The organism is Anaerobiospirillum sp. NML120448 (genome assembly GCF_023050945.1).
Classification (GTDB): Bacteria; Pseudomonadota; Gammaproteobacteria; order Enterobacterales; family Succinivibrionaceae; genus Anaerobiospirillum.
Genome location: NZ_JALKIM010000028.1, coordinates 21,990 through 45,582, shown reverse-complemented (window position 1 = coordinate 45,582; position 23,593 = coordinate 21,990). Strand labels below are relative to the sequence as shown.

At 37.6% G+C, this 23,593-nt stretch carries 6 protein-coding genes; 1 reads left to right on the top strand and 5 read right to left on the bottom strand.

The annotated features are described in order from the left end of the window. Positions 1-111 precede the first annotated feature (111 nt). Positions 112-450 (top strand): GNAT family N-acetyltransferase, encoded by a 339-nt coding sequence (locus tag MXE38_RS06475; RefSeq protein WP_246913327.1) that lies wholly within the window; start codon positions 112-114, stop codon positions 448-450. 1,160 nt (positions 451-1,610) lie between these two features. On the opposite strand, the gene MXE38_RS06470 is transcribed toward MXE38_RS06475, so the two are convergent. The 5 genes from MXE38_RS06470 to MXE38_RS06450 form a co-directional block, all read right to left on the bottom strand. After that, on the bottom strand, positions 1,611-2,603 hold the full coding sequence (locus MXE38_RS06470) for a hypothetical protein (protein WP_246913326.1): 993 nt from the start codon (positions 2,601-2,603) through the stop codon (positions 1,611-1,613). A 590-nt stretch (positions 2,604-3,193) separates the two neighbouring features. After that, on the bottom strand, positions 3,194-7,102 hold the full coding sequence (locus tag MXE38_RS06465) for a hypothetical protein (RefSeq protein ID WP_246913324.1): 3,909 nt from the start codon (positions 7,100-7,102) through the stop codon (positions 3,194-3,196). Between the two features lie 1,061 nt (positions 7,103-8,163). Next, positions 8,164-11,751: a hypothetical protein gene (locus MXE38_RS06460; protein ID WP_246913323.1), complete on the bottom strand. Its 3,588-nt coding sequence runs from the start codon at positions 11,749-11,751 to the stop codon at positions 8,164-8,166. A 228-nt stretch (positions 11,752-11,979) separates the two neighbouring features. Further along, positions 11,980-15,906 carry a hypothetical protein gene (locus tag MXE38_RS06455; RefSeq protein ID WP_246913322.1) on the bottom strand — a complete coding sequence of 1,309 codons (3,927 nt, stop codon included), beginning with the start codon at positions 15,904-15,906 and terminating at the stop codon, positions 11,980-11,982. Positions 15,907-17,138: 1,232 nt separating this feature from the next. After that, on the bottom strand, positions 17,139-21,641 hold the full coding sequence (locus tag MXE38_RS06450; RefSeq protein WP_246913321.1) for a hypothetical protein: 4,503 nt from the start codon (positions 21,639-21,641) through the stop codon (positions 17,139-17,141). Positions 21,642-23,593: the final 1,952 nt, after the last annotated feature.

Sequence of the window (23,593 nt, the reverse complement as noted above, 5' to 3'; positions counted from 1 at the left end):
CAATATCAGTTTTAAATTTACGTACTTTCATGTTAAGAGACTATATTGAGCTATACCTAAAACTATTTTAACATGAATGTAGTACTAAGCTTATTTATTACCTAATTATTTATGTCGTTTACTATAGTTTATGGTGCTTTTTACGAAGGTAAGCTCAAAGGCTTTGTCTCAGTGGAAGCTGAGATCTTTAATGATGAGCATCGCTACTGCGACCTGTCTAGTATCCATGTTTCAGAAGATATGAGAAATAATGGCATTGGTAAGCAATTATTTTTGATTGCTAAAGCATGGGCCAAAGAAAGAGGTGCTCATAAGCTTTATATCTCAGCTCACAGTGCAGTAGAGAGCCAAGCTTTTTACAAGGCCATGGGATGTGTTGAGGCTAAGGTCTACCTAAAAGCTCATGTCGAGTCTTTGCCTTTTGACTGTCAATTAGAGTGCCCTCTTTAGTCCAAGACAGGCCGTTTGCGTTAGCTTGAACATAAATCATAAAAGCTTGTAAATCGCCAAATTGAAAACTCATTCCCATCCTCGCTATGGGATTAACTTGCCTTGACTTAGCTCCAGATAAAGCCTCACCCCCAGATCCATCCCCAGCTTCCATAACTACTGTGTGCAAAAGCTTACAGGCTAAGGTTGAGATAAGAGAGGCAATGTAAGTTCAATTTCACTTCTAAGCAATGCTTGCTGGTGGTTCGTGGTAGGGAGTAGGTGGTAAGCAATTAGGGGCAAAACAAACAAAGCTAAAAACATAGCTGTCTGCAAAGCAGATTTTCTAATTGATGGCCCCTGAAATAAGTATTCACAACCAGTATTGTCAGTGGCGAACATTGCTATTTTTTAGGAACTACTTAAGAGTGGTAAGCAAGCATATATGCAAGCCAGCATACATGCAACTAACTAACTAACTAAGTAAATAAGTAAGTAAACAAGCAAACAATAAACTAAGAAAGTAAAGCGAGCCAGGAAGAGGGCATGTCAGGCAGGACGGGTCTCTGAGAGGTAAAACAAAGCTCATTTAGTATGTATGCTCCATATGACCTCTGTGCTCACAATCAAAGTAAACACCATCGAACTTGAACAGAACTGTAAATTGCGTATCAGGCTTGCTTATTAGGAATGTAAGCCCAGCTAAGCCAAGCCACGCTAATCTAATCGAATCAAATCAAATCAAATCAAATCAAATCTAAGACAAGCTAAGTAATGCCAAGCATGGGCAAGATTTAAAGCACAAGCTATGATATCTTGGCGAGCGCTCATGAGCTTGTCGAATGGGAATTGTGTAGCAAATTATAGGGGCAAGGGCGGGTGCTTTAAAGCAGTATTAGTTGATCTTGTTAGGTGGAAAAGTTCGATTCTCTTAACTCTTAAGCCCTAAGGCTCAACTTAGATGGCCTCATATGAGGCGTAACTTTTGAGGGCCTCTTAGTAAGCTTAAAAGGAGCGCCCGCCCGCTCTATTATTAACTGCACCAGTAAGGCCGACTTAGCAGCATCGATTAAAGACTTGTTTTTCCGATGGCTATGTTTTAGCAGCATATGCATTAGCAACTGCATCTGCATCTGCAATAGCTAAAGATACTGGAGTGCTTAATCGGCATCTTTTGGTACTTAAACGGGTTGCTTGTCTTTGTCTTTGTTTTTGCCGTTGCTGTTTACCAAGGCTGTAGTCATGTTTGCAAGAAGCTTGTTAAGCTCAGTGATATTACTATTTAGAGAGCTAATACTACTTGCAAGATTATGGCTAAGGGATTGATCTGTTGATGATGGGGTTGAGCCCTTGGCCGCTACAGCTGAGGCAGTGGCAGTGGCTGTGTCTTTGTCTGTGGTTGTATCGGCATTAGCAGCTGCTGGCAGGTTAGCTTGCTCATAAGGTGGCTTGTCAGCATTAGTTGCTACTTTCGTGGCTAAGTCAGAGCTGTCCTTTAGGAGCTTATCAATAGATTGATCTAAGACTGGGATTACATTGTGCAATACAGCATTTAAAGCTTGCTGGCTTTTGTTGGCCATACTGTGGCAGAAAGTAGCCTCATGATGGTATGGAGCATGGTTTAAATGCTTATCAAGAGGGGGAGCTCTTGGCTCAGACAGAGCAAACTCACAAGCATCAAACTCAATGTTGTTTGCTCTTAAGAGAGCGAGGGCTTTTTCAAGCTTTACTTTAGCTTCTTGGTTTTGCTCCATAATGGAGTGCAGTTTAAAGTTAATCTGGCTACCAACAATCATTGAAACAGACTTAATCAAATAGTTTTGATAGTCCGTTGCTACTCTTGTCAGTTCATTGCCCAGCTCATCAAGGGCAACATTGAGATTGCTATTAGGAACAGCGTTGGGATCATAGCGAGAACTGCTTAAGAGAGTATTAGGGTTAGAGCTCTTGTAGATCTCTTTGAGCTCGTGAATGCAGGCAGATAAATCACCACCAGAACAAGTAAATATTCCGCCATTATTAAGCTTTGCGTAATACTCTTTAGCATTAGCATAGAGTTCTTGCTTATTTGAGGGCGGGCGCTTGGGAAAGCATGATGACCAAGAGGAAATTAAGAACTTTCTATTAGCCAAAGCTTTTGCCGAAAGATTGGAGCGTTTTTTACTATCGACCATATAAACCTCCTGCGGTTTAGGATGGAATCAATATACAGGCCTAAGAGATTACCTTTAGCCTTATCGCTCTTTAATTATAGAACTCTATCTATCTATTACCACCATAAACACTTATTGTCGTGACGGTAATCGTATGAAAAAAGCTATATCAGCTAAGCTAAGCTAAGCTAAGCTAAGTTCTTAGTTCCTGGTAGTAAGAGCAATTAGCTCATAAGTGTGAGCTTAGAGCTTCCATACCTTGATTGGTGCCATTACAACTATAATTGGCTGTCATAGGGATTTTATAAGAGGAGCTTCTTGGTGAAGCCTAAAGGCAACTAAATTAGGAAAGGGTAGGTCTAAGAGTAAAATCATAATGAAAAAGCCATTGTCGTGCTTGCATAGTAAACCCATGAGTATATGGATTGTGAGCGATTATAATCTTTAGATAATCTGCCCAACAAGCATTGAACAATGGCTTAAATAAATCATTTATAAGCTTTCTACCATCAGTGGTACCTTAGAGTGCACCTTATTTAGTTAAGGCAAATCTTAGGTTTCAAGATGTATGTAGAATGCTTAAAATATCTTGAGCTTAGCTGTGACAGCTGCTACTTCATAAAGATTGTTTTCATAAAAGAATCTTTTACTTTAGCTACGAGATTAAGATCATTATTAAAGGTTGGATCATCATAGCCACATTCAATATATTTTAAGAAAAATGTCATCGTGGCTTGAAGAAACTTTACTTCTGCCATGTGCATACCTGGTCTTAAATAGGTAGGATAAATACTGGTAATCTTGTCGCTAGCCTTAGCAAGCGTATCATGATTAGCTCTACATTCGCGAGCTATCAAAATTGCTTTATCCAAAAAGCCATCTGCATTTTTTATGCAGCGAATGGTAAATTCTCGAGCATCATCAGATTCAGGATTTGACAATGATGACTGATGGAAAAGTAAAGTTGCTTTAAACAGTGATAGTAGTTCAAGCTTAGGTTTAGATAGTCTAAGTTGTTCTTCGGTATTTATAGCCCAACCAAATGTGTTTTCAACAAAATCATCGATTGCGTCATCCATTTCATAAGTGGTTTTAATGTTTGAGGTAGTTTGTTTGATAAATTCCTCATAGCTCCAATTATCAACGCTCATGTCAACACCTTGATAAATATCAATTGACTCAAGAGAGCTGGCAATGAAGTCATCACTGACCTCTTTAAGCAATTGATTTAGAGCTCGTTCAACAACAGGCTTACATTTTATTTGGTGCTTGCTAGGAGAGAAATATTTATTGCAATCAGTGCCAGGCTCAATACCCCTAAAGTGAACACAAGGATGGAAAGTTTCAGTGAACTCTTTGCCAAATAAGCTTAAAAATACAGGAACGTTGTTCTTTTTAACAGCAGCTTCTTCCATAATATGGCGAGTGCAAGTAGGAAAATTAAATACTACAGGCCCATAGAACGGAGCAGAGGAAGCATATACTCCCTTTGAAATGCCCATAGCATGCTCCTTGATAGCATCAGGAATAATATAGGTTAATACTGTTGCAGGATCTGCGAGCAACTGCTCAAAGAAATAAACACTTCTTACTAAGAAATTCTCATGATTTAAGCTATCGAGTTTAAAATCAGCATAGTTAGGGTGTAAAACAGCCTGAGTAGCCAATTTCAAGGTATTGAGATATTGACCAACAATCTCTCTAAACTCATTATTTTCTGTTAAGAAAAAGTGCTCTTCGCCTGCTTGTGAATACAAAGAAGTAGCATGATCTTTTAAAGGGGCTAAGCTCTTTAGCTTATGGATAATGCTTACTAACACATTAACTTCATCAATGTGTTCAACCAAACTCTTTTTAGTAGTAAGTTTGGCCACATAATTAACCAAGCAACAACCTATACAACACAGTACTTGATACAAGAGCTTAGACACATAGTTAATGAGTACTTGTATAAATACGTGTTCACAAACAAAAGATTGCTTAACTTTTGCCACTTCCTTTGCATCTAAGTTAGGGTTGAGCGCTAACATACGATCAAGGCCAAATATAGCAAAGTAATCCATATCATAAACTGATTCATTACGAATGTCTGCGCATACCAAAGAGTAGTACTTCTTAAAAGACTCTATATCTTGGTAGTTCCAGTATGAAGAGTAAGGGCGCGCAAAATTGCACATCATTTTGCCAAAGAGGATAAAGATAGTCTCTTTGATGCTTTGATAGAAAAGAGCATTAATCGCAGAGTTTTCGTAATCTTGCTTATGGTTAGCAAAATTTGGCTTAAGTTCCTCTGGGACATTATCTAAGCTGACAATCAAACTGTTAGAGAAATATTGGACAATGTAAGTTATGTTCTTAAGTCTTGCAACAATTGAGTTGTAGTAAGACTGAGTTTTTTTAGGCGCTTGAGCAAAAATTTCGTTAACAAAAAGGATAGAAGTATGAGTAAACTCAAAAAAGCTCTGGCTAAACTCATCAACGGTCTTTAAAAAGTTAACAATGGCCTTATTTAATAGCACGTTTTCTTGAGTGCTAAGCCCAGCATCATCCTCATTGTTGTTAGCCAAAGAGTTAGCAAATTCTTCATCGTAAGAATCTGTGATCTTGAGTAATGCAACAAAGTATGGGTCTTGATAAAGCTCATTAAGCTCACCTTTAAGATCCATAATAAGAACCAATAGCTCAAAGCAACGCTTATGCGCATCAGCTAATTTAGCCACTATAGGGTGGTTGCGCCACTGCTCATAAAGAGGGTAGATAACATCAACATCTTTGCTATTGTCGCCATACCAATTAAATATGGCAGGAATGCCTTGAGTTTTGGTCTTAAAAGCAAATAGTTGTATATGATGATCATTGATTGCGTCTAATAGTAAAGACAGGCAACTAAAAATGAATACATAATCATTTGGCTGGCAGTTTAGCTGGAGCGTTTTAGAGTGAATATCGAATGTATTAGGCGCTAACGCTACCGCAAAGTCTCTTTTGAGTTGGTATGTTTGACTAAGTTCAAATTTGTAAGTACCTGGTTGATAACTGTAGTTATCAAGCTCAATGGTATATGGAAACTTGAGACAACCAATGGATTCAAGCTCTTGAGAGTAATTTAACACCTTTTGAGCAATAGCCTTAAAATCAGCCGTCACAGGATGAGTTGACTCAATGCTATCAAAAGTGGAGGCAAATTTAGAACAAGCTTGATAAATGGTCATAGGAGCATTATCGTTGAAGTCCTCAAGGAGGTCATTGTCTCTATGGCGCATGTAATCAATAGCTTTATTCGGGCTATTGGAAAATAAATAGAAGAGATCCTTGGTATAGCAAGTATCACAAAACCAGAATAGAGGCTCAGCTATCAAATTAAGATTGAAGAACTTTTTGGAATAAAACCATGGATGTTTATCATCATTAATTTGATGGTCGTATACACTTAGTTCATCAAAGATTTCAATATAGAAGCGTGCGTATTCAGCTAAGGCATTGTTGCGGTTAAGATAGGCACCTAAACACTTGGATCTAAATTGCATGCCATTTGTTACTGCTGAGCAAGCTGTTTGATACTCTTGACAAGCCTTAACTGCGCTGTCATGTAAAGACACTAATTCATTAAGGTCAATGTCAGCAATGGCATCATAGTTGCCTCTATACTCATCGCCTAAAGTAGTTTCAAAATGATACTTTCTTCTTTGGGCTACTAAGATTAAATGTAAGCCAAAGAGATCAAGGTTTTTAACAAGGTTAAAGCCAAAGTCAGCGTTTTTGCTTGGCTGGAAATAGCTAAAAGGCAAGTCATCACTTAAGCGATAGCCTAAGTTGACAGCAGCTACCTTATTGGTAATAGCTTTGGCCTTAGCAGAGCTTTTCTTTACTCGTCTTTTGTGAGCACTGGTAGCAGAGTTGGCATTTGACTTGTTCATCTGCTTCAAGAGATCTTTAGCAGTAAAATTCAAAAAGTCGAACTTTGCTACTAAATCATCCTCAGAAAAATCTAAGTGTCTTACATCTTCAAAAAAAGTAAATGGATAGTCCTCAGAGCATCTGTCAAAATCAAGATGCTCTGGCTCAGGAAGATAGTCAATATAATCTTGCAGGTCTTCTCCTTCAAGAAGGAATCGAAGTTCATCAAAACTATCTTCATGGAGTGCATCAAAATCCAGATCTTCAAGAACCTGTTTTAACTGCTCGTCAGATACATCATCTAAACAATAGAAAATTTCACAACGATCATCTGTGTAGTCTAAGCCCTCATCTAATAAAAGGGTATACATGACATGGATCGAGTGTAAATCCACATAAGCGTTAATACCATCAAAAAATAAGGAGAAATTAATATCCTTAGTAAATGTGTCCTTGCGAGGAAAGTTAATATTAATTTCATATGGCTGAGCACACTCTTGAAGATAGCTCTTTGCCGAAGCATCTCCAGATGTGTATTGTTCAATGTTTGTAAAGAACTCATCAAAAAGCCCCAATTTAAGCATTCGGCTTAATAATTTCTTGTGAGCTAAAAACAAGTACATATCAGAATAATTCCTACAGAAAAATTTGTCTTAATGTTGCATAAATCAGATATAGGGGGAAACAAGTGGTTATTTATCACAATGAGCTTGGCTCAACTGTGCATTCTAAAGTAATCTCCAAACAACAAATTTTAATAAAATCCCATATATATCAAGTTTTCATGGCACAAGATTAGAGGTTAACCTATTGTTAGGTAAGCTATACGATTTTTTGATAAACATGATATATAAGGCAAAACTGTTTCGAGGTTGTTTTAGTATGCATAGTTCAGGGCTTAGCTGTTGTGATTGAGCAGACCCCAATCTTTGATAAATGACCGCCGACTTGCAATCAACAATGTTAGTTTAACTTAACTTTTTGATTGACTCCCTTATGTCTAATACAAAATTAAATAATACCAAGCAAACTTATTTATTTCCCATAATGCAGGCAATTTTTTCAATCAACATTAATGATGATGGTAAGTAGCAAAGAGTAGGCAGGGTGAATAATAGCTTTTTGAGGTCAATAGACAATTGTGCAATATTTTTTGATGCTGCCTCGGGAAAAATTTTACTAAAAGCTAAAATTTAAATAGAAAAATGCAATTAAATACTATTCTTTTGGAGATAACAGACATAGGGGAGACAGTTGGTTATTTATCAAATTTTGCTTAGATTTTGCGTTGGGAAGGTAATAAATTCGTATAAATGACCCTCAACATACAACAAAACTGTTAGTTTAACGTAAATAATTGAATGTCTCCCCTATGTCAGAGATAAGGCTAATATTGTAAGCATTAAAGGTACTCCTAGACAATTTGGGTATGGAAGCCTTCATATAAGCCTACCTATAAGCTTTTATAGAAAACAATGTGAGCTTGCCTTTGGTAAGGTGTATGGCATATAAGCAGTGCTTAATTTTTGCCATTACTAATTAGCAAAAGGTAGGGGAAATAAAGATAGAAAAGAGCTTTGCTCATAAAGAAATGACACCTCCTGTAAAACTTAGAGAAGTTAGCCTAGAGGAGGTGTCAGAGGTCAGGATTATTAATTGATTTAGCTATGCTAATGCAGCTTTATTAATTCTTAAAAGTTCTTTCAAAAGCCCTCATTGCCAGTATGAGCTCCATTAAATTTGGATCAGCTGGCAGATTAAAAAAATCAATATCGTCATCGTCATAGTCCTCGTCCTCGTCTTCATCATCCTTGCAAATAGGAGTTTCAATGTTCTTTTTAACCTGATTGCTATACTCCTCGTAGCTCCAATTATCAGCGCTCATGTCCACGCCTTGATAAATATCAATTGACTCAAGAGCGTTGGCAATGGACTCATCGCTGACCTCTTTAAGCAATTGATTGAGAGCTCGTTCAACAACAGGCTTACATTGAATGGCTTTCTTTCTGTAAGAGAAATATTCGCTAATATCAGAGCCTGGCTCAAGATTCTCAGAGAATACACGAGGATGGAAAGTTTCGGTAAACTCCTTGCCAAATAAGGTTAAAAATACTGGAACAGTATTCTTGTAATAGCTATGTTCGTCCATAATAGGGGTAGTGCAAACAGGAACATTTAATACCACAGGACCGTAAAATGGTGCAGTGGAGGCATATACACCCCTGGTAAGGACAAAAGCATGCTCTCTGATGGCATCAGGATTAATATAAGTTAATACTGTTGCTGGATCTGCAAGTAGCTGTTCCAAGAAATAAACATATCTTACTAAGAAGTTTTCATGATTTAAGCTATCGAGTTTAAACTCTGTATAGTCAGGGTGTAAAACAGCCTTGGTAGCAAACTTCATAGCAGTGAGATATTTATTAATAATCTCTCTAAACTCATCGTTTTCAGTTAAGAAAAAGTGTTCTATCACTGCTTGTGAATGTAGAGAAATACCTTGGCCTTTTAAAGGAGCTAAGCTCTTTATATGCTTGGTAATGCTCAGCAACACATTAATTTCATCAATATGCTCAACTACACTCTTTTTGGTAGTAAGTTTGGCAACATAATTAACTAAGCAACAGCCTATACAACAGAGCACTTGATAAGAGAGCGAGTCCAATGATTCAATGAGCATTCTTAAAAATAAGTGCTCACAGACAAGAGACTGTTTAACTTTTGCTACTTCCTTTTCATCTAAGTTAGGATTTAGCGTTAACATACGATCAATACCTAAAATAGAGAAGAAATCAGCATCATATATGATATCTGTGCGCTGGTCTGCGCATACTAATGTGTAGTACTTCTTAAAAGATGCTAAGTCCTGGTAGTTCCAGAATGATGAGTAATGACGGGCAAAATTGCACATAATTTTGCCCAAGAAGATAAAGATAGTTTCTTTAATGTTTTGATAGAAAAGAGCATTAATCTCAGAGTTTTCGTAGTCTTGCTTATGCTTAGCAAAATTTACTGCCAGCTCCTGAGGAACATTATCTAAGCTAATAATCAAACTGTTAGAAAAATAATACACGACGCTCAGTATATTATTTAGTTTTGCAACAATTGAGTTGTAGTAAAGCTGAAATGAATTAGGAGCTTGAGCAAAAATTTCGTTAACAAAAGGGATTGAATTATGAGTAAACTCAAAAAAGCTTTGGCCAAACTCATCAACGGTTTTTAAAAAGTTAACAATGGCTTTATTTAAAAGAACATTTTCTTGCTTGGTAAGCTTTGGTGCATCCCCAGCGTCATCCTCATTGTTGTTAGCCAAAGAGCTAGCAAATTCTTCATCATAAGAGTCTGTTTGCTTAAGCAGGGTAACAAAGTATGGGTCTTGATAAAGCTCACGAAGATCACCTTTAAGATCCATAATAAGAACCAACAGCTCAAAGCAACGCTTATGCGTATCAGCTAATTTTGCCACTATAGGGTGGTTGCACCACTGCTTGTAGATAGGGAAGATGATATCAACATCTTTGCTGTTGTCGCCATACCAATTAAATATGGCAGGAATGCCCTGAGTCTTGGTTTTAAAAGCAAAGAGCTGTATGTGATAATCGTTGATTGCGTCTAATAGTAAAGACAGGCCACTAAAAATGAACACATAATCATTTGGCTGGCAGTTTAGCTTTAATGTTTTAGAACGAGTATTGAATTTATCAGGATCTAAATCAAATTCTCTCTTAATCTGACATGAGTAATTAAAGTCAATATGGTAAGTACCTGGTTGATAAGTGTAATTATCCAACTCAATGGCATAAGGAAACTTTAGATAGCCAATGGATTCAAGCTCTTGAGAGTAATTTAATACTTTTTGAGCAATAGCCTTAAAATCAACCACCAGAGGATGTGTTGATTCAATGCTGTCAAAAGTAGAAGCAAATTTAGAGCAAGCTTGATAAATGGTCATAGGAGCACACTTATTGAGATCCTCAATGAGTTTGTTGTCCATATTGCGCATGAAATCGAGAGCTCTTTTTGGACTATTGGTAAATAAATAAAAGAGATCGTAGTCATAGCAAATGTCGCAAAACCAGAATATAGGCTCGGATATCAAATTAAGATTGAAAAACTTTTTGGAAATAAACCACGGATGGTCATCATCATTGATCTGATGAATGTGGATGTTTAGTTCGGCAAAAATTTCATTGTAGTAGCGAGCGTATTCAACTAAGGCATGGTTGCGGTTGAGAAAGGCTCCAAAGCACTTGGTTCTCAATTGCGGAGCAGTAATTGCTGCTGAGTAAGCAGTTTGATACTCTTGACAAGCCTTTACAGCGCTGTCATGTAGAGACACTAATTCATTAAGGTCAATGTCAGCAATGGCATCATAGTCACCTCTATATTCATCGCTTAAAGTAGTTTCAAAATGATACTTTCTTCTTTGGGCCACTAAGAGTAAATGTAGGCCAAAAAGATCAATGTTTTTAACAAGGTTAAAGCCAAAGTCTGCGTTTTTGCTTGGCTGGAAGTAGCTCAAAGGTAGGTCATCGCTTAAGCGATAGCCTAAGTTTACACCAGCTACCTGATTGGTAACTCCTTTGGTCTTAGCAGATTGCTTCTTGACACGTCTTTTGTGAGCACTGGTAGCAGAAATGGCATTTGATTTATTTTTCTGCTGCTGCTGCAATAGATCATGAGCAGTTAAATTTAAAGAGCTAAACTTTGTAAATAAAGAGCTCTTATTCAAACCTAAGAACTTACAGTCTTCGAAAAAGAAAAATGGATAGTCCTTGGAGCAGTTTGCAGTAAAAAGCTTCTTTGCCTCAGGAAGATCGTCAGTATAATCTTGCAGGTCTTGTTCATCGATAGTGTCTTCGAGGCATTCAAAAGCAGAGTCATAGATATCATCATAATCCAGATTTTCAACAACCTCTTTTAACTCCTCATCTGATACATGGTCTAACAAGTCTGGAATATCCTCAGGATTTTCCTCGTAATAGTTGAAACCATCATTCTCTTCTAAAAGGGTATACAATACATGCATTGAGTGTGAATGAACGTAACCGTAGATACCTTCAAAAAATAATTCGAAATTAATATCCTTGGTAAACTTGTCCTTGCGAGGAAAGTTGATATTAATATTATAAGCCTGAGCGCATTCTTGGAGATAGCTCTTTGCTTGGACATCACCATTAGTGTATTTTTCAAGGCTGGCAAAAAACTCATCAAAAAGCCCCAATTCAAGCATGCGGCTTAATATTTTGATGTGAGCTAAAAAAAAGTACATATTAGAATATTTCCCTTGGTTAAAAATTGCCTTAGTGTTGCATAAGTCAACAATATAATAGCAATAAAATTCATGTGAAAAAACATGAGAGCTAGGCTTTTCATAAGGCTCATTAAAATTATTAGCTTGCCCCCATGCTTCGAGCAAAAGCAAAAGCACAAGCTTTAGCTTTGGATAATGGTTGCGATGGAGGCAGATAACAGTTTGAGCGTATTAAGGCTCAATTCCTTAAGGGATATAATCAGCTTTGACCTTAGCCACGTTGCAAAGATTATTATTAAAGGCTCTTTCAGACCAGATCAGCTCAATATAGTCTAAAAAGAGAAGCATGACTGATGAGAGTGCCTGAACTTCTTCTATATGCATTCCCTGATATACAAAGCTACAATAGAGTTCAGAGGCTCTGTCAGTAAATATCTCAAAGTCTACCTTAGCAGAATGAAATCCACGTGCTAGCATCATTGCTTTGAACAAGAAGTCATCAATCATGGCCAAACGGCGAGATAGCTTTGATATTTCGTCTTGGTCTTGAGCCTTGTCTAAGGCGGTTCTATGGGCTTTCAAATTATTTTCGAGCTCTTGTAGGACATCATTCTTGTTGCGAGCAAGTGGAGCGTCACCCTCACCATCATTATCGCCAAAACCATCATCAGCCTCACTCTTGTCCTCAGTCTCATCCACTGGGGCTTGAGCAGGAGCACTATAGAATGGTTCTCCAAAGTATGGATAAGCTCGAATGTCATATTCTAAAGCGTTCCAATTATCAACGCTCTTATCAATACCCTGATAAATGTCAATTGACTCAAGGGCGCTCGCAATAGCATCGTCACTTAACTCTGTAAGCATTTCATTGAGCGCTTTGGCAACAATAGGCTTACATTCAATCTTTCTCATATGATGAGGGTAAAAATTGAGACAATTGGTATTAGGTGCGACCTGCTCAAAGTAAACACGTGGGTGAAGTGCTTCGGTAAATTCTTTTCCAAATAAAGTTAAAAATACGCCAACTGTATTTTTATCATCATTGGTTTCTTTTAAGACTGCCTTTGAGTAATTAGGGAAATTAAACACTACAGGGCCATAAAAAGGAGCAGATGAAACATTTCTTACCTCAGGGAGTTTAAATATATGCTTTTTAAGCTCAAGAGGGTTGAGATAACTTAATACTGTTTTAGGTTCTGCCAGTAGTTGCTCGAAGAAATCAATACATCTTATTAAGAAATTATCATGGTTTATTGCAGTGAGTTTAAAGTCTGCATAGTTAGGGTGTAAAACAACCTGGGTGGCAAATTTTAATGGACCGAGGTATTGCCCCAAAACGGCTCTAAACTCATAATTTTCCATTAGGAAATTATTATCAGCATTAGCTTGAGAGCGCAAAGAAAGAGCATAACCCTCTAAAGGAGCCGTAGTCGATAAACGCTTAACGAGGCTGACTAGAAGATTAATTTCATTTATATGTGCAACCACACTCTTTTTAGTAGTTAGTTTGGCAATGTAATTAACTAAACAACATCCTATAGAGCTAAGCACTATATATGTGAGATTAGCTGCAAACCTAATGGCCAGTTGTGAAAAATCATTTTCACAGACAACAGATTGCTTAATCTTTACTATGTCCTTGGCATCTAAGTTAGGATTAAGAGCTAATAAGCGCTCCATAGCAAGTAAAGCGTAGGTATCAGCTTTATGCAACAAACCTAAACGTATATCAGGGCATACTAGAGAATAGTATTTCTTAAAGGAGTCAGCCTCTTGATAGTTCCAATAGGATGAGTAACTACGGGTAAAATTGTTTATGGTCTTGCCTGAAAAAATGAAGATAACTTCTTTAATGCTATTGTAGAAAAGGACATTAATCTTTGAGTTTTCGTAGTCTTGCTCATGGCTAGCAAACTTAGTTTTAAGCTCTTGAGGAATATCACCAAGATTTACTATCAAACTGTAAGAGAAATAATGGACAAAGCTTAATATAAGCTTCATACCATTAATCACAGAGTAGTAAGTAATTCTAGAATTGTTTGGGATATTGCCCACAATTTCGTTAACGAAATCTACAGAAGTATCTAAGAGCTCATAATAGTTTTTAGTAAACTCATTTACGTAGTTTAAAAAGTTAACAGTAGCCTTATTTAAAAGCACATTGTCTTGTGAGCTAAGCTTAGTTGGTTCTTTTGATAGTGTTTGGTCATCATTTAACGATTGAGCAAACTTTTCGTCATAAGAATCAGTGTTCTTGAGCAATTGCACAAAGTAAGGGTCTTGATAAAGCTCATGAAGCTCACCTTTAAGATCCATAATAAGAACCAGCAACTCTAAGCAGTGCTTATGTGCATCAGCTAATTTGGCCACTACAGGGAGTGCGCACCATTTCTTATAGATAGGGAAGATGGCATCAACTTCATTGCTGTTATCTCCATACCAATTAAATAGAGCGGGCATGCCTTGATTATCACTCTTAAAAGCAAATAATTGTAGGTGAGCATCGTTAATCGTATCTAAAACTATCGATAAACAATTAAAAATGAGTGCGTAATCATTAAGATTCAGGTTTAACTTTAGAACTTGAGAGCAAAGGTTAAACTTGGAAGGGGCATTAAGGGAAAAACTGTCTTTTATTATTAGAGCTGTCTGGTTGCGATCAAAATGGTAATTATGTGGAGTATAAACATAATTATCCAACTCAATTGGAAATGGGAATTGAGGGTAAACAACCTTAAGCTCTTGAGAGTAATTTAAAACTTTTTGAGCAATGTCTTTAAAGTCAGCTGTCAGTGGATGGGTTGACTCAATGCTGTTGAAAGTTGAGGCAAATTTAGAGCAAGCTTGATAAATGGTCAAAGGTGCACGCTTGTTAAGCACCTCAATGAGGCTATTATCAAAATTGCGCATGACATCAAGTGCTTTATTAGGGCTATTGGTAAATAAAAACAAGAGCTCTTTTTTGCAGCTATCCTGACAAAAATTGATTAATGGCTCATATACAAGATTGAGATTATAAAAAAGTTTTGTAATAAACCAAGGTTGATCGTCATGGTTAAGCTGATAGCTAAATAAGCCAAAGTCTGCAAATAAATTATTGTAAAATCCTGCATATTCAGCCAAAGCAGCGTTGCGCACAAGATAGGTACTGAAACACTTAGTATGCAATTGCGGTGTATTGGTTTGTGATGAGCATGCTGCTTGATAAGCTTGGCAAGCCTTAACGGCCTTATCATGTAAAGACACTAACGTATTGAGATCAAGGTGCTCAAGGGGATCAAAGTTGCATCTGTATTCGTCGCACAAGGTAGCTTCGAAATAAAACTTTCTTCTTTGAGCTACTAAGATTAAATGTAAGCCAAAGAGATCTAAGTTTTTAATTAGGTTAAAGCCAAAGTCAGCGCTTTTGCTTGGCTGGAAATAGCTCAAAGGCAGGTCATCGCTCAAGCGATAGCCTAAGTTTGCAGCAGCGATTTTGTTGGAAACTTCTTTAGCCTTAGCAGTGCGCTTATTGACTCGTCTTTTATGAGCGCTGGTAGCGGAATTTGCATTAAACTTATTCTTTGGTTGCAGAAGGTCGTAGGCAGTATTATTTAAATAGCCAAACTTTGAGTTTAAAGCTTCATTGCTATAGCCTAAATACCTAAAGTTTTCAAATGCAGTGAAAGGAAAGTCTGGCGGTAGGTTTAGGTCATAAATACTGCGAGCCTTAGGAAGGTTCTCAACATAATGCTTAAGATCTTCCTCTTCAACAGTTACTTTGAATTTAGCAAAATCATAATCTAACAGAACATTATAATCGAGGCATTCAAGAACCTGATTTAAGTGCTCATCAGTTATCTTATTTAAGGTTGCCTCAATATCCTCAAGATTACCATCAAAGTAGTAGATATCGTTCTTCTCTGTTAAGAGGGTATACATTACATGAATGGAGCTGATATTAATGTAATTATAAATTGCCTCAAAAAACAAGGAAAAATGAAGCTCCTTGGTAAATTTGTCCTTGCGAGGAAAGTTAATATTAATCTCATATGCTTGAGCACACTCTTGAAGATAGCGCTTGGCATTAGCATCTCCAGCAGTGTATTTTTCAATGCTGGCAAACAACTCATCAAAAAGCCCTAAATCAAGCATGCGGCTTAATAATTTCTTGTGAGCTAAAAAATAGTACATATCACAATATTTCCTTAAGAAAACTTAGCTATTAACTTTAGTTTACCAAAACCAGTCATGTCTCTAAAAGCACGTAAGACCAAACAAAGCAAAGCAAAATGCTCTCTAAAGGCCGTGCCCATCATTAGGCAAGACTGCATATACCAATCATGTGTAGCCATATGTGCGGCCATTATTGGAAATAAATCAAGACCACCATCAGCAAATTAGGCATGGCTTGTAAGTATAGGAATAGAAAAGCCTCGTCTTAAGCCAAGACCAAGTACTCTATTGTGTTGGGAGTCTTAATTAAAAAGAAGGGAAGCTCATAAGGATTATTACTTACCTTATCTTACCTGACCCAACTTAACCTAATCTTACATCTTGCGCTTGCCAAGAATATGGTAAGCTTATCTTAACTTATGTCTACAAGAGCGCTAGCTAAACAAGGTGTATATTATGAATGGTGTAGTTATCTTAGTTTTAGGTTTGGTGGCCATGGCCATAATCAAACTTATCATTGATAAGAATTGGGTTGGCCTTGCCTTATGCATCATTGCTCTATTTTTGGTTTTGGGTGTAGGACATAGTAGCAAATAGCTCCCTAGAAAAAGCGCTAGTTCAATACTAATCGCCCGCTCAACCGTTCAACAATTCAATAGCGATACTAAACCCATTTTTTTATCACAAGCGCTTAGTATCAGTGCAAAAGCAGCCCTTTAGTAGGCCAAGTATTACAAGCTGGTAAAAGCGTTGAGCTCTAAGAAATAAGGCAGCATTTAGCACCAAGAGCTTTGCTATTAAGCATTGCAAGGCAGTCAGGCAAGTTAATGCTGTATTTGAGGTTTAAGTGTGGAACATAGCTGTAGGTAGCATCAAAACAAAGCGCCCGCTCAACCGTTCAACAACTCAATGGCGATACTAAACCATTTTTTGCATAAGCTCCTAGCCTCTGAGCAAAAGCAGCCCTTTAGTTGGCTAAATCTTACATGCGGGTAAAGGTGTTGATCTCTAAGAAGTTAGGTGGCATTGAGTGATAAGAGTTTTGGTTTGTAGCATTACATGGTAGGAAGGATAGCAATAAAATCCATGTAAAAGCCCAGCTAGAGCCAGAAGAGTCATAAAGCACATTAAAACTCTTAGCTTGCCCCCATGCTCAGAGCCTCAAACTAAAGCTAAAGCTAGTTCTTTAGCTTTAGCTTTAGCTTTTGACAGTGTAAGGTTGCGATGGGGGCGGCTAATGGGTTGAGCTATTAAGGCTCAATTACTGAAACGATGTACTCAAATTTAACCTTAGCCAAGTAAGAAAGACCATTATTAAAGTTTCTAGCACCCTGGCTTAGCTCGATATATTGTAAAAAGAGAAGCATTATCTCTGTCAGTGCTCTTACATCTTGGTATTTCATACCCTGATGAAGAGTGTTCAAAAATAAGCTTTCAATCTTTTCGGCAAATAGCTCAAACTTAGCCTTAGAAACATGAAATCCACGTGCCAGCATAATTCCTTTGTTCAAGAAATCATTAATAATTTGCAAACGACGAGAAATCATTGATTTTTCGTTTTGGTCTTGGGCATTGTCAAACGCTTCTCTATGGGCTTTCAAACTATTTTTAATAGCTTGTAGCACATCACGTTTGTTGCTATAAAGCGGAACGTCACTAGTAGTGTCTCCACTAAAGAAATCTTCATCCTCACCATAGTCAGTAGCATCTACTAATACGTATTCATGCCCACCATCAGCGATGGAAGTATCAGCCTTTTTAGCCTTGGAGCGGGTGCTCTTAGCCTTGGCCTTAGGCTTGGAATCAGTCTTAGGTTTAGCGTCATCCTTAGCTGCTGTTTCAGCTGCAACGACAGCATTCTCAGCCTGGGCTAAATCTTCGCTGGAAGTATCAGCCTTTTTAGCTTTAGAGCGGGTGCTCTTGGCCTTAGGCTTGGTATCAGCCTTGGCTGCTGTTTCATCTGCAACGGCAGCACTCTCAGCCTGGGCTAAATCTTCACTGGAAGTATCAGCCTTTTTAGCTTTAGAGCGGGTGCTCTTGGCCTTGGCCTTAGGCTTAGCATCAGCCTTAGCTGCTGCCTCAGCTGCAACGGCAGCACTCTCAGCCTGGGCTAAATCTTCGCTGGAGGTATCAGCCTTTTTAGCCTTGGAGCGGGTGCTCTTAGCCTTGGCCTTAGGCTTAGCATCAGCCTTGGCATCTGCCTCAGCTGCAACGACAGCATTCTCAGCCTGGGTTAATTGTTCACTGGAAGTATCAGGCTTGGTCTCTGTTTTAACTGTATCCACGGTATCCTCTGCTAGGGCAAAATATACAAGGGTCTCATCAGCCTTGTTATCAGCCTTATCTATTTTTAACTTAAAGGTGTTGGTTTTTGATTCAGCTAAGAAGCTTAAAACTTGGCTAATTAAGCTATCAGTAGCATATGCTCTTGAGCTGATTGTTGCTTGAACAGTGGTTAAATTACAGCATAAACCTTTCAAGAGCTTTTCACCATATAATTTGGAAGTTTCTTTATCCAAAAGGTTTAAGATTGATTGCTTGGCGCAATTTGTTAAACGACCATCTCGGAGTACTGGGCTAACTCTATTTGGAGTTGGGGATAAGAGCTTTGCTATTTCAATACCAAAGATATGACAATGCAAGCTTCCAATAGGGCCATATTCGTAATGGCGCACTGATTCTATAAAGTGTTCTGCACTAAGAGCCTGGTAGTAGCAGGAATCTTTATTAAATAAAGATAATTCCCCACAAATATCAACCTTATTAAGGTCTTGATTGAGATTCATATCAGAAAGAACTTTTAATGGATCTGTTAATAAATCCTCTAGCATCTTCTGTAATGGTTGTAAAACCTCAGCATCACTTAAGCTTTGGCATCTGGCGCTTACTGGTGCTAACAGAGTAATAGTTGCTGCTAAAACTTGAGTTAGTTCCAGTACTTCTTGTGCCAAGTCTCTAAAATGCAATGGCTCGGAAAGTATGATACTTAAATTACTGATTAAGTAGTCAATGTTCTTGGTTTGCTTAATATACTTAATGGCATTGATGACTATATTGATAGTATCAAAGGAGCTCTTAAGCTCTTTTTGAGTTTTTGCATTACATAAGTAAATTGCTAACTCACAAGCAACAGCCATGGTGCCATAATTAATGACAGCTAAGCTTTGGGACAATAAGTACTCATTTAGGCCTTCTTTAACCATAGGATAGCCAAGACACTCATTTAATTCATAGCTCTTGTTAGCTTGTCCATTTAAGGCGTTTAAATGCTTAAGGGCTTCTAGACCAAACATTGATGGCAGGGTAAAGTTGGCTACAGCAGGAACACAGCTGATATAAGCCATATGTTCAATAAAGCTTTCTTTAGTCTCGAAGTTAGCATAGCAATAGCAATCAAGAGCAGTACGCTTGAGCGCAATATAGCTGTTCAAAAGCAGGACATCTCGTGCAGCATTAGCTAGCTCAACCTGATTTAACTGTTTTAACAGCATAAGATTAAAAAATTGCCTTGCCATGTTTACTAGGTGCAAAGATTTTTTGAAATTATAGTCAGCAACACCTGAGAAAACGGCAGTATTGCTATCAAGAATTGATTGTATCTCGCTAGGTAAATCTTCTTGAAGATTAATTAAAGCATTAGATAATTTAACCAGCTCGTCATCTAAGAGAACAAGTGCGGCTCCTAGAGGTTCAGAGAAATGATTATTACGAATTTCAAAGGTAAATGCTTTGATAGTTTCTGAGATTGTGTCGTTTAAAGAGGCATAGTAAGGCTCTTTAGATAAAACATCTGCATCAACTCCATCGAGTCCTTTATGCTCAATGATAATCCTTAATAAACTAAAGCAATTTTTATGAGCTTGTATGAGGTCTCTAAAGTTGTAATTAGTTAATAATTCTTGGTACTTAGGATAAATTAACTCAGCAAGCTCTCGGTCTTCTTGATACCAGTTATCGAAAGCCAAGTAATTCTTGGTTGGCCCTAAATGCTTTAAGGTACGGATAAAGAATTGGTTGATATTATCAACAGCTAAAGTTAGACAATGAGCTAGCATGACACTATCGTCTGTAGGCACAGTTAAGCTAAAACTATCAAGATAGCTTAGAGGCTCAATATCCTTATTATCTTCAATACGATAAAGGATCTTACTAAAGTCTTGCCCCTCATAATCACTTGCGTGACTAATTTTGTTTGTTAAAGAGCAATCATCCCTAAAGGAAACAATGGCAGCTATTGGTAGGTGGCTGCTCAGCAAGGTATCACGATAGCCAAAGACCTTTTGCAAAATGCTCTTAAAGTCAATGTTCTTAACTTGAATGTCTTGAGCTGTTTCAAAACCTGAGCTATATGGTGCACATGCTTCATATAGACGAATAGGAAGCTTTGCAACTTCTTGCTCGTAGCTTTGAGCAAGATTGCTAATACTATCGCATACCTCATTAGTATCATGAGTCAATGATGCCTTTACGCAGCTTGTGGTCAATTGCGATAGATTGTCTAGCATAGCAACGTAAGTAGAGTAGAAGTTAAAGAAATTGCTGGTAATACTCCAGCTGTACTCATCGTTAATATCACACTCGTACTCTAAAACATCAGACAATACGTACTCAAAATGATCCATATAGCGGCTCATGCGTACATAGAGCATGATGCTGGCAGTGGATAGTTTTTGCAGAAAACTTGGATCGCTTGCTTGGCTGGAGTTGACTTGAGCTGAGAGTTCACTAAAGCTATTAACAGCCGCAATAGCATCCTCTCTCAGTTGGTTGTAGTAATTAACATCAAAATTTCTCAGAGTACAACCAAATCTTTCATTTTTAAAAACTTCAAAACGAGTAAGCTTACTGTAGAGTTCACGTCTAAAAGATACTAAGCATCCGTGAACAACGAAAAGATCACACAACTTAACCCAGCTAAGTAGATCTTTGCTATTTTCCATAGGTTGGAAATAGCAAAGCTTAGTTTCATCGTTGAGCTTAAAAACAGGAGCAGCTTGGCCTTTATCGGTTGTTTGCTCCTGAGCCCATTGCTCTACTGTCTGGCTTTGATTGGATCGGCAGCTAAAAGTAGAGTCTTTATCGCAATGATCATACTCAAAAATGCGTTCACGAACTCTATCGTCATCAAAGGTATGAGTCCTCCAATCAATATCGTTACGCCTTTCGCCTAGTAAGTAGTCATAATAATATTGTAGTTCTTTTGCTTCAGAGCAAAAAATTTGGCGTAAACGTCCGCAAGGATCATTGTTAAATACTAAATTGTCCTTTAGCTCTTGATTTGTAATATTAAAGAGCTTGAGCTCATCTTCTACAGTGAGATTATTCTCTAAGTCCCATAAAGTGGCTGAGTATGGATCGTAAGGATCTTCGATATCATAGTCCTCATAATCGTCGTATTGATAATTCTCAGACTCCTCAGTTTTAACTGGCTTATTAGAGAAATCAAAATAGCTGTACTCACTATTATTAATGTACTTATCTTTGCTGGTTCCAAGGCCTAAGTAATTAAAGGTTACAACTGCACTGGCGTATGAGCGATAGCGCTTATATGCAATGATAAGGCTATTATCATTGCTCTTGGTCAAAGATAAATTATGTGGGACGTACAGACCATCCAAAATTTGGGTAATCTTGAACAAGGTTTCCTCATTTGGAGTCTGTTTAAACTTAGCAATGTTTTCTGTTAATGGGTCAAACAAATGAGCTTGAGCCATGCGAGCTTCTATATAATTAAAAGCGGGGAACCAACGCATAAGATATCCTTAACTAGAAGAAATCATAATTGAAAAGCTATAGATAGGCTATAAACTAAACCTTGCTAAGTAATAGCACTAAGATAGGGTGCCATGAGCGTTAAAACTATGATGTTTCATCCTGTCTTACCTATTACAATGCCACCAATACCATTTACAGGTAATGGTAAAGGTACAGATGCTGTATTAACAATGAGATAGAGAGCCTTTATAGCTAAACATTTAGGAAATATTGTACATGGATATTTAGCAAAATTTCATAGTAAGCCTAATAAGCTCTAAGAAAAAATCCTTATATCATCTGACCATACATCATACTTAAGCCTTAATAAAGCTTAATATGGATAAGACAATAAAGTATTAGACCAAGGGTTGTGCTTAAATCACCAACAATAATTCTCAAGATTGCCAGCTTGCCCTAAAGAGGCTGCTAAAACTTACTTTCAAAACACGATAAAGAACAAGGCTCTTCCATACGTACTAATATGCTTATGCTAAGGCTATTGCAGTTGTCCAAAAGATTGCAAGTACATACCTCTTTAAGGATGAGCGCTCTACCAAGCACTATAGGCAATTTGATTAACAGAATACTCGACCAGTTCGCCAGCTCGAGACAGTCAAGCTTTACTTACCAAACATGACAAACATGGTAAGAAACAAGGCATTAATAAGAAGGCTAATATCCTATTGGTGTTTATTCAAAAGCAAGCAGCAAAAATCAATTAAATAATTAGGATGCTACTGAGTGCTATAGGTAATTCGATTACCAGGCTACCAGCTTGTGCGCAACGTTTTACAAAACCTTACTTTCAAACAAGGCTTTAAAGAGAAAGCGAATCAATACACACGCCAAACGTTGTCTAATCCGATAAAGGCCTGCTATAGCAGGTAAAAGAGTGCTAGCCGCTATTAATGCGATAAATAACAAGGGTTTTGCATACGTACTAATATGCTATGACTATAGCAGTTGTCCAAAAGCTTGCAAGTACATACCTCTTTAAGGATGAGCACTCTACCAAGCACTATAGGCAATTTGATTAACAGAATACTCGACCAGTTCGCCCGCTCGAGACAGTCAAGCTTTACTTACCAAACATGACAAACATGGTAAGAAACAAGGCTTTAATAAGAAGGCTAATATCCTATTGGTGTTTATTCAAAAGCAAGCAGCAAACATCAATTAAATAATTAGGATGCTACTGAGTGCTATAGGTAATTCGATTACCAGGCTACCAGCTTGTGCGCAACGGTTTACAAAACTTTACTTTCAAACAAGGCTTTAACGAGAAAGCGAATCAACACACACGCCAAACGTTGTCTAATCCGATAAAAGCCTGCTATAGCAGCTAAAAGAGTGCTAACCTGTTTTTAACACAATAAAGAACAAGCCTCTTGCTTGCATAATAATAATATGCTATGGCTATTGCAGTTCTCCAAAAGATTGCCAGGACAGGCATTTTTAATGATTATGGCGCTACCAAGCACTATAGGCCTTGTGCTTAGCAGAACACTCAATCAGTTGGCCCGCTCGAGGCAGTCAAGCTTTGCTTCCCAAACATGGTAAGAGACAAAGCTTTAACAATCAGGCTCATATCCTATTGGTGTTTATTCAAACGCAACCAAAAGCAACTAAGCCCATACCACTAACGTTGCCTATGACAATAAAATCAAGCTCTAGCAGGAAAAGAGTGCTAGCCTGTTCTCAAATGTTGAATAAAACATTAGCTTTGCCAAAAGCTAAAGCTCAACTCTTTATCAACTTTAAATTAAATGCAGCCATTACTCATGCAATTATGAACTGAAACTAGCCGACTATCATATCAAACACTAATGCCCTGTGGAGCCTTAAATTTGAGCAACAATATGGCTCAATGAGATATCCTATTATTACTTGTGGGTATATGCCTTAATAGCAAAATAGAGTGATATTTGATGTGCTGTGATACTCGTAA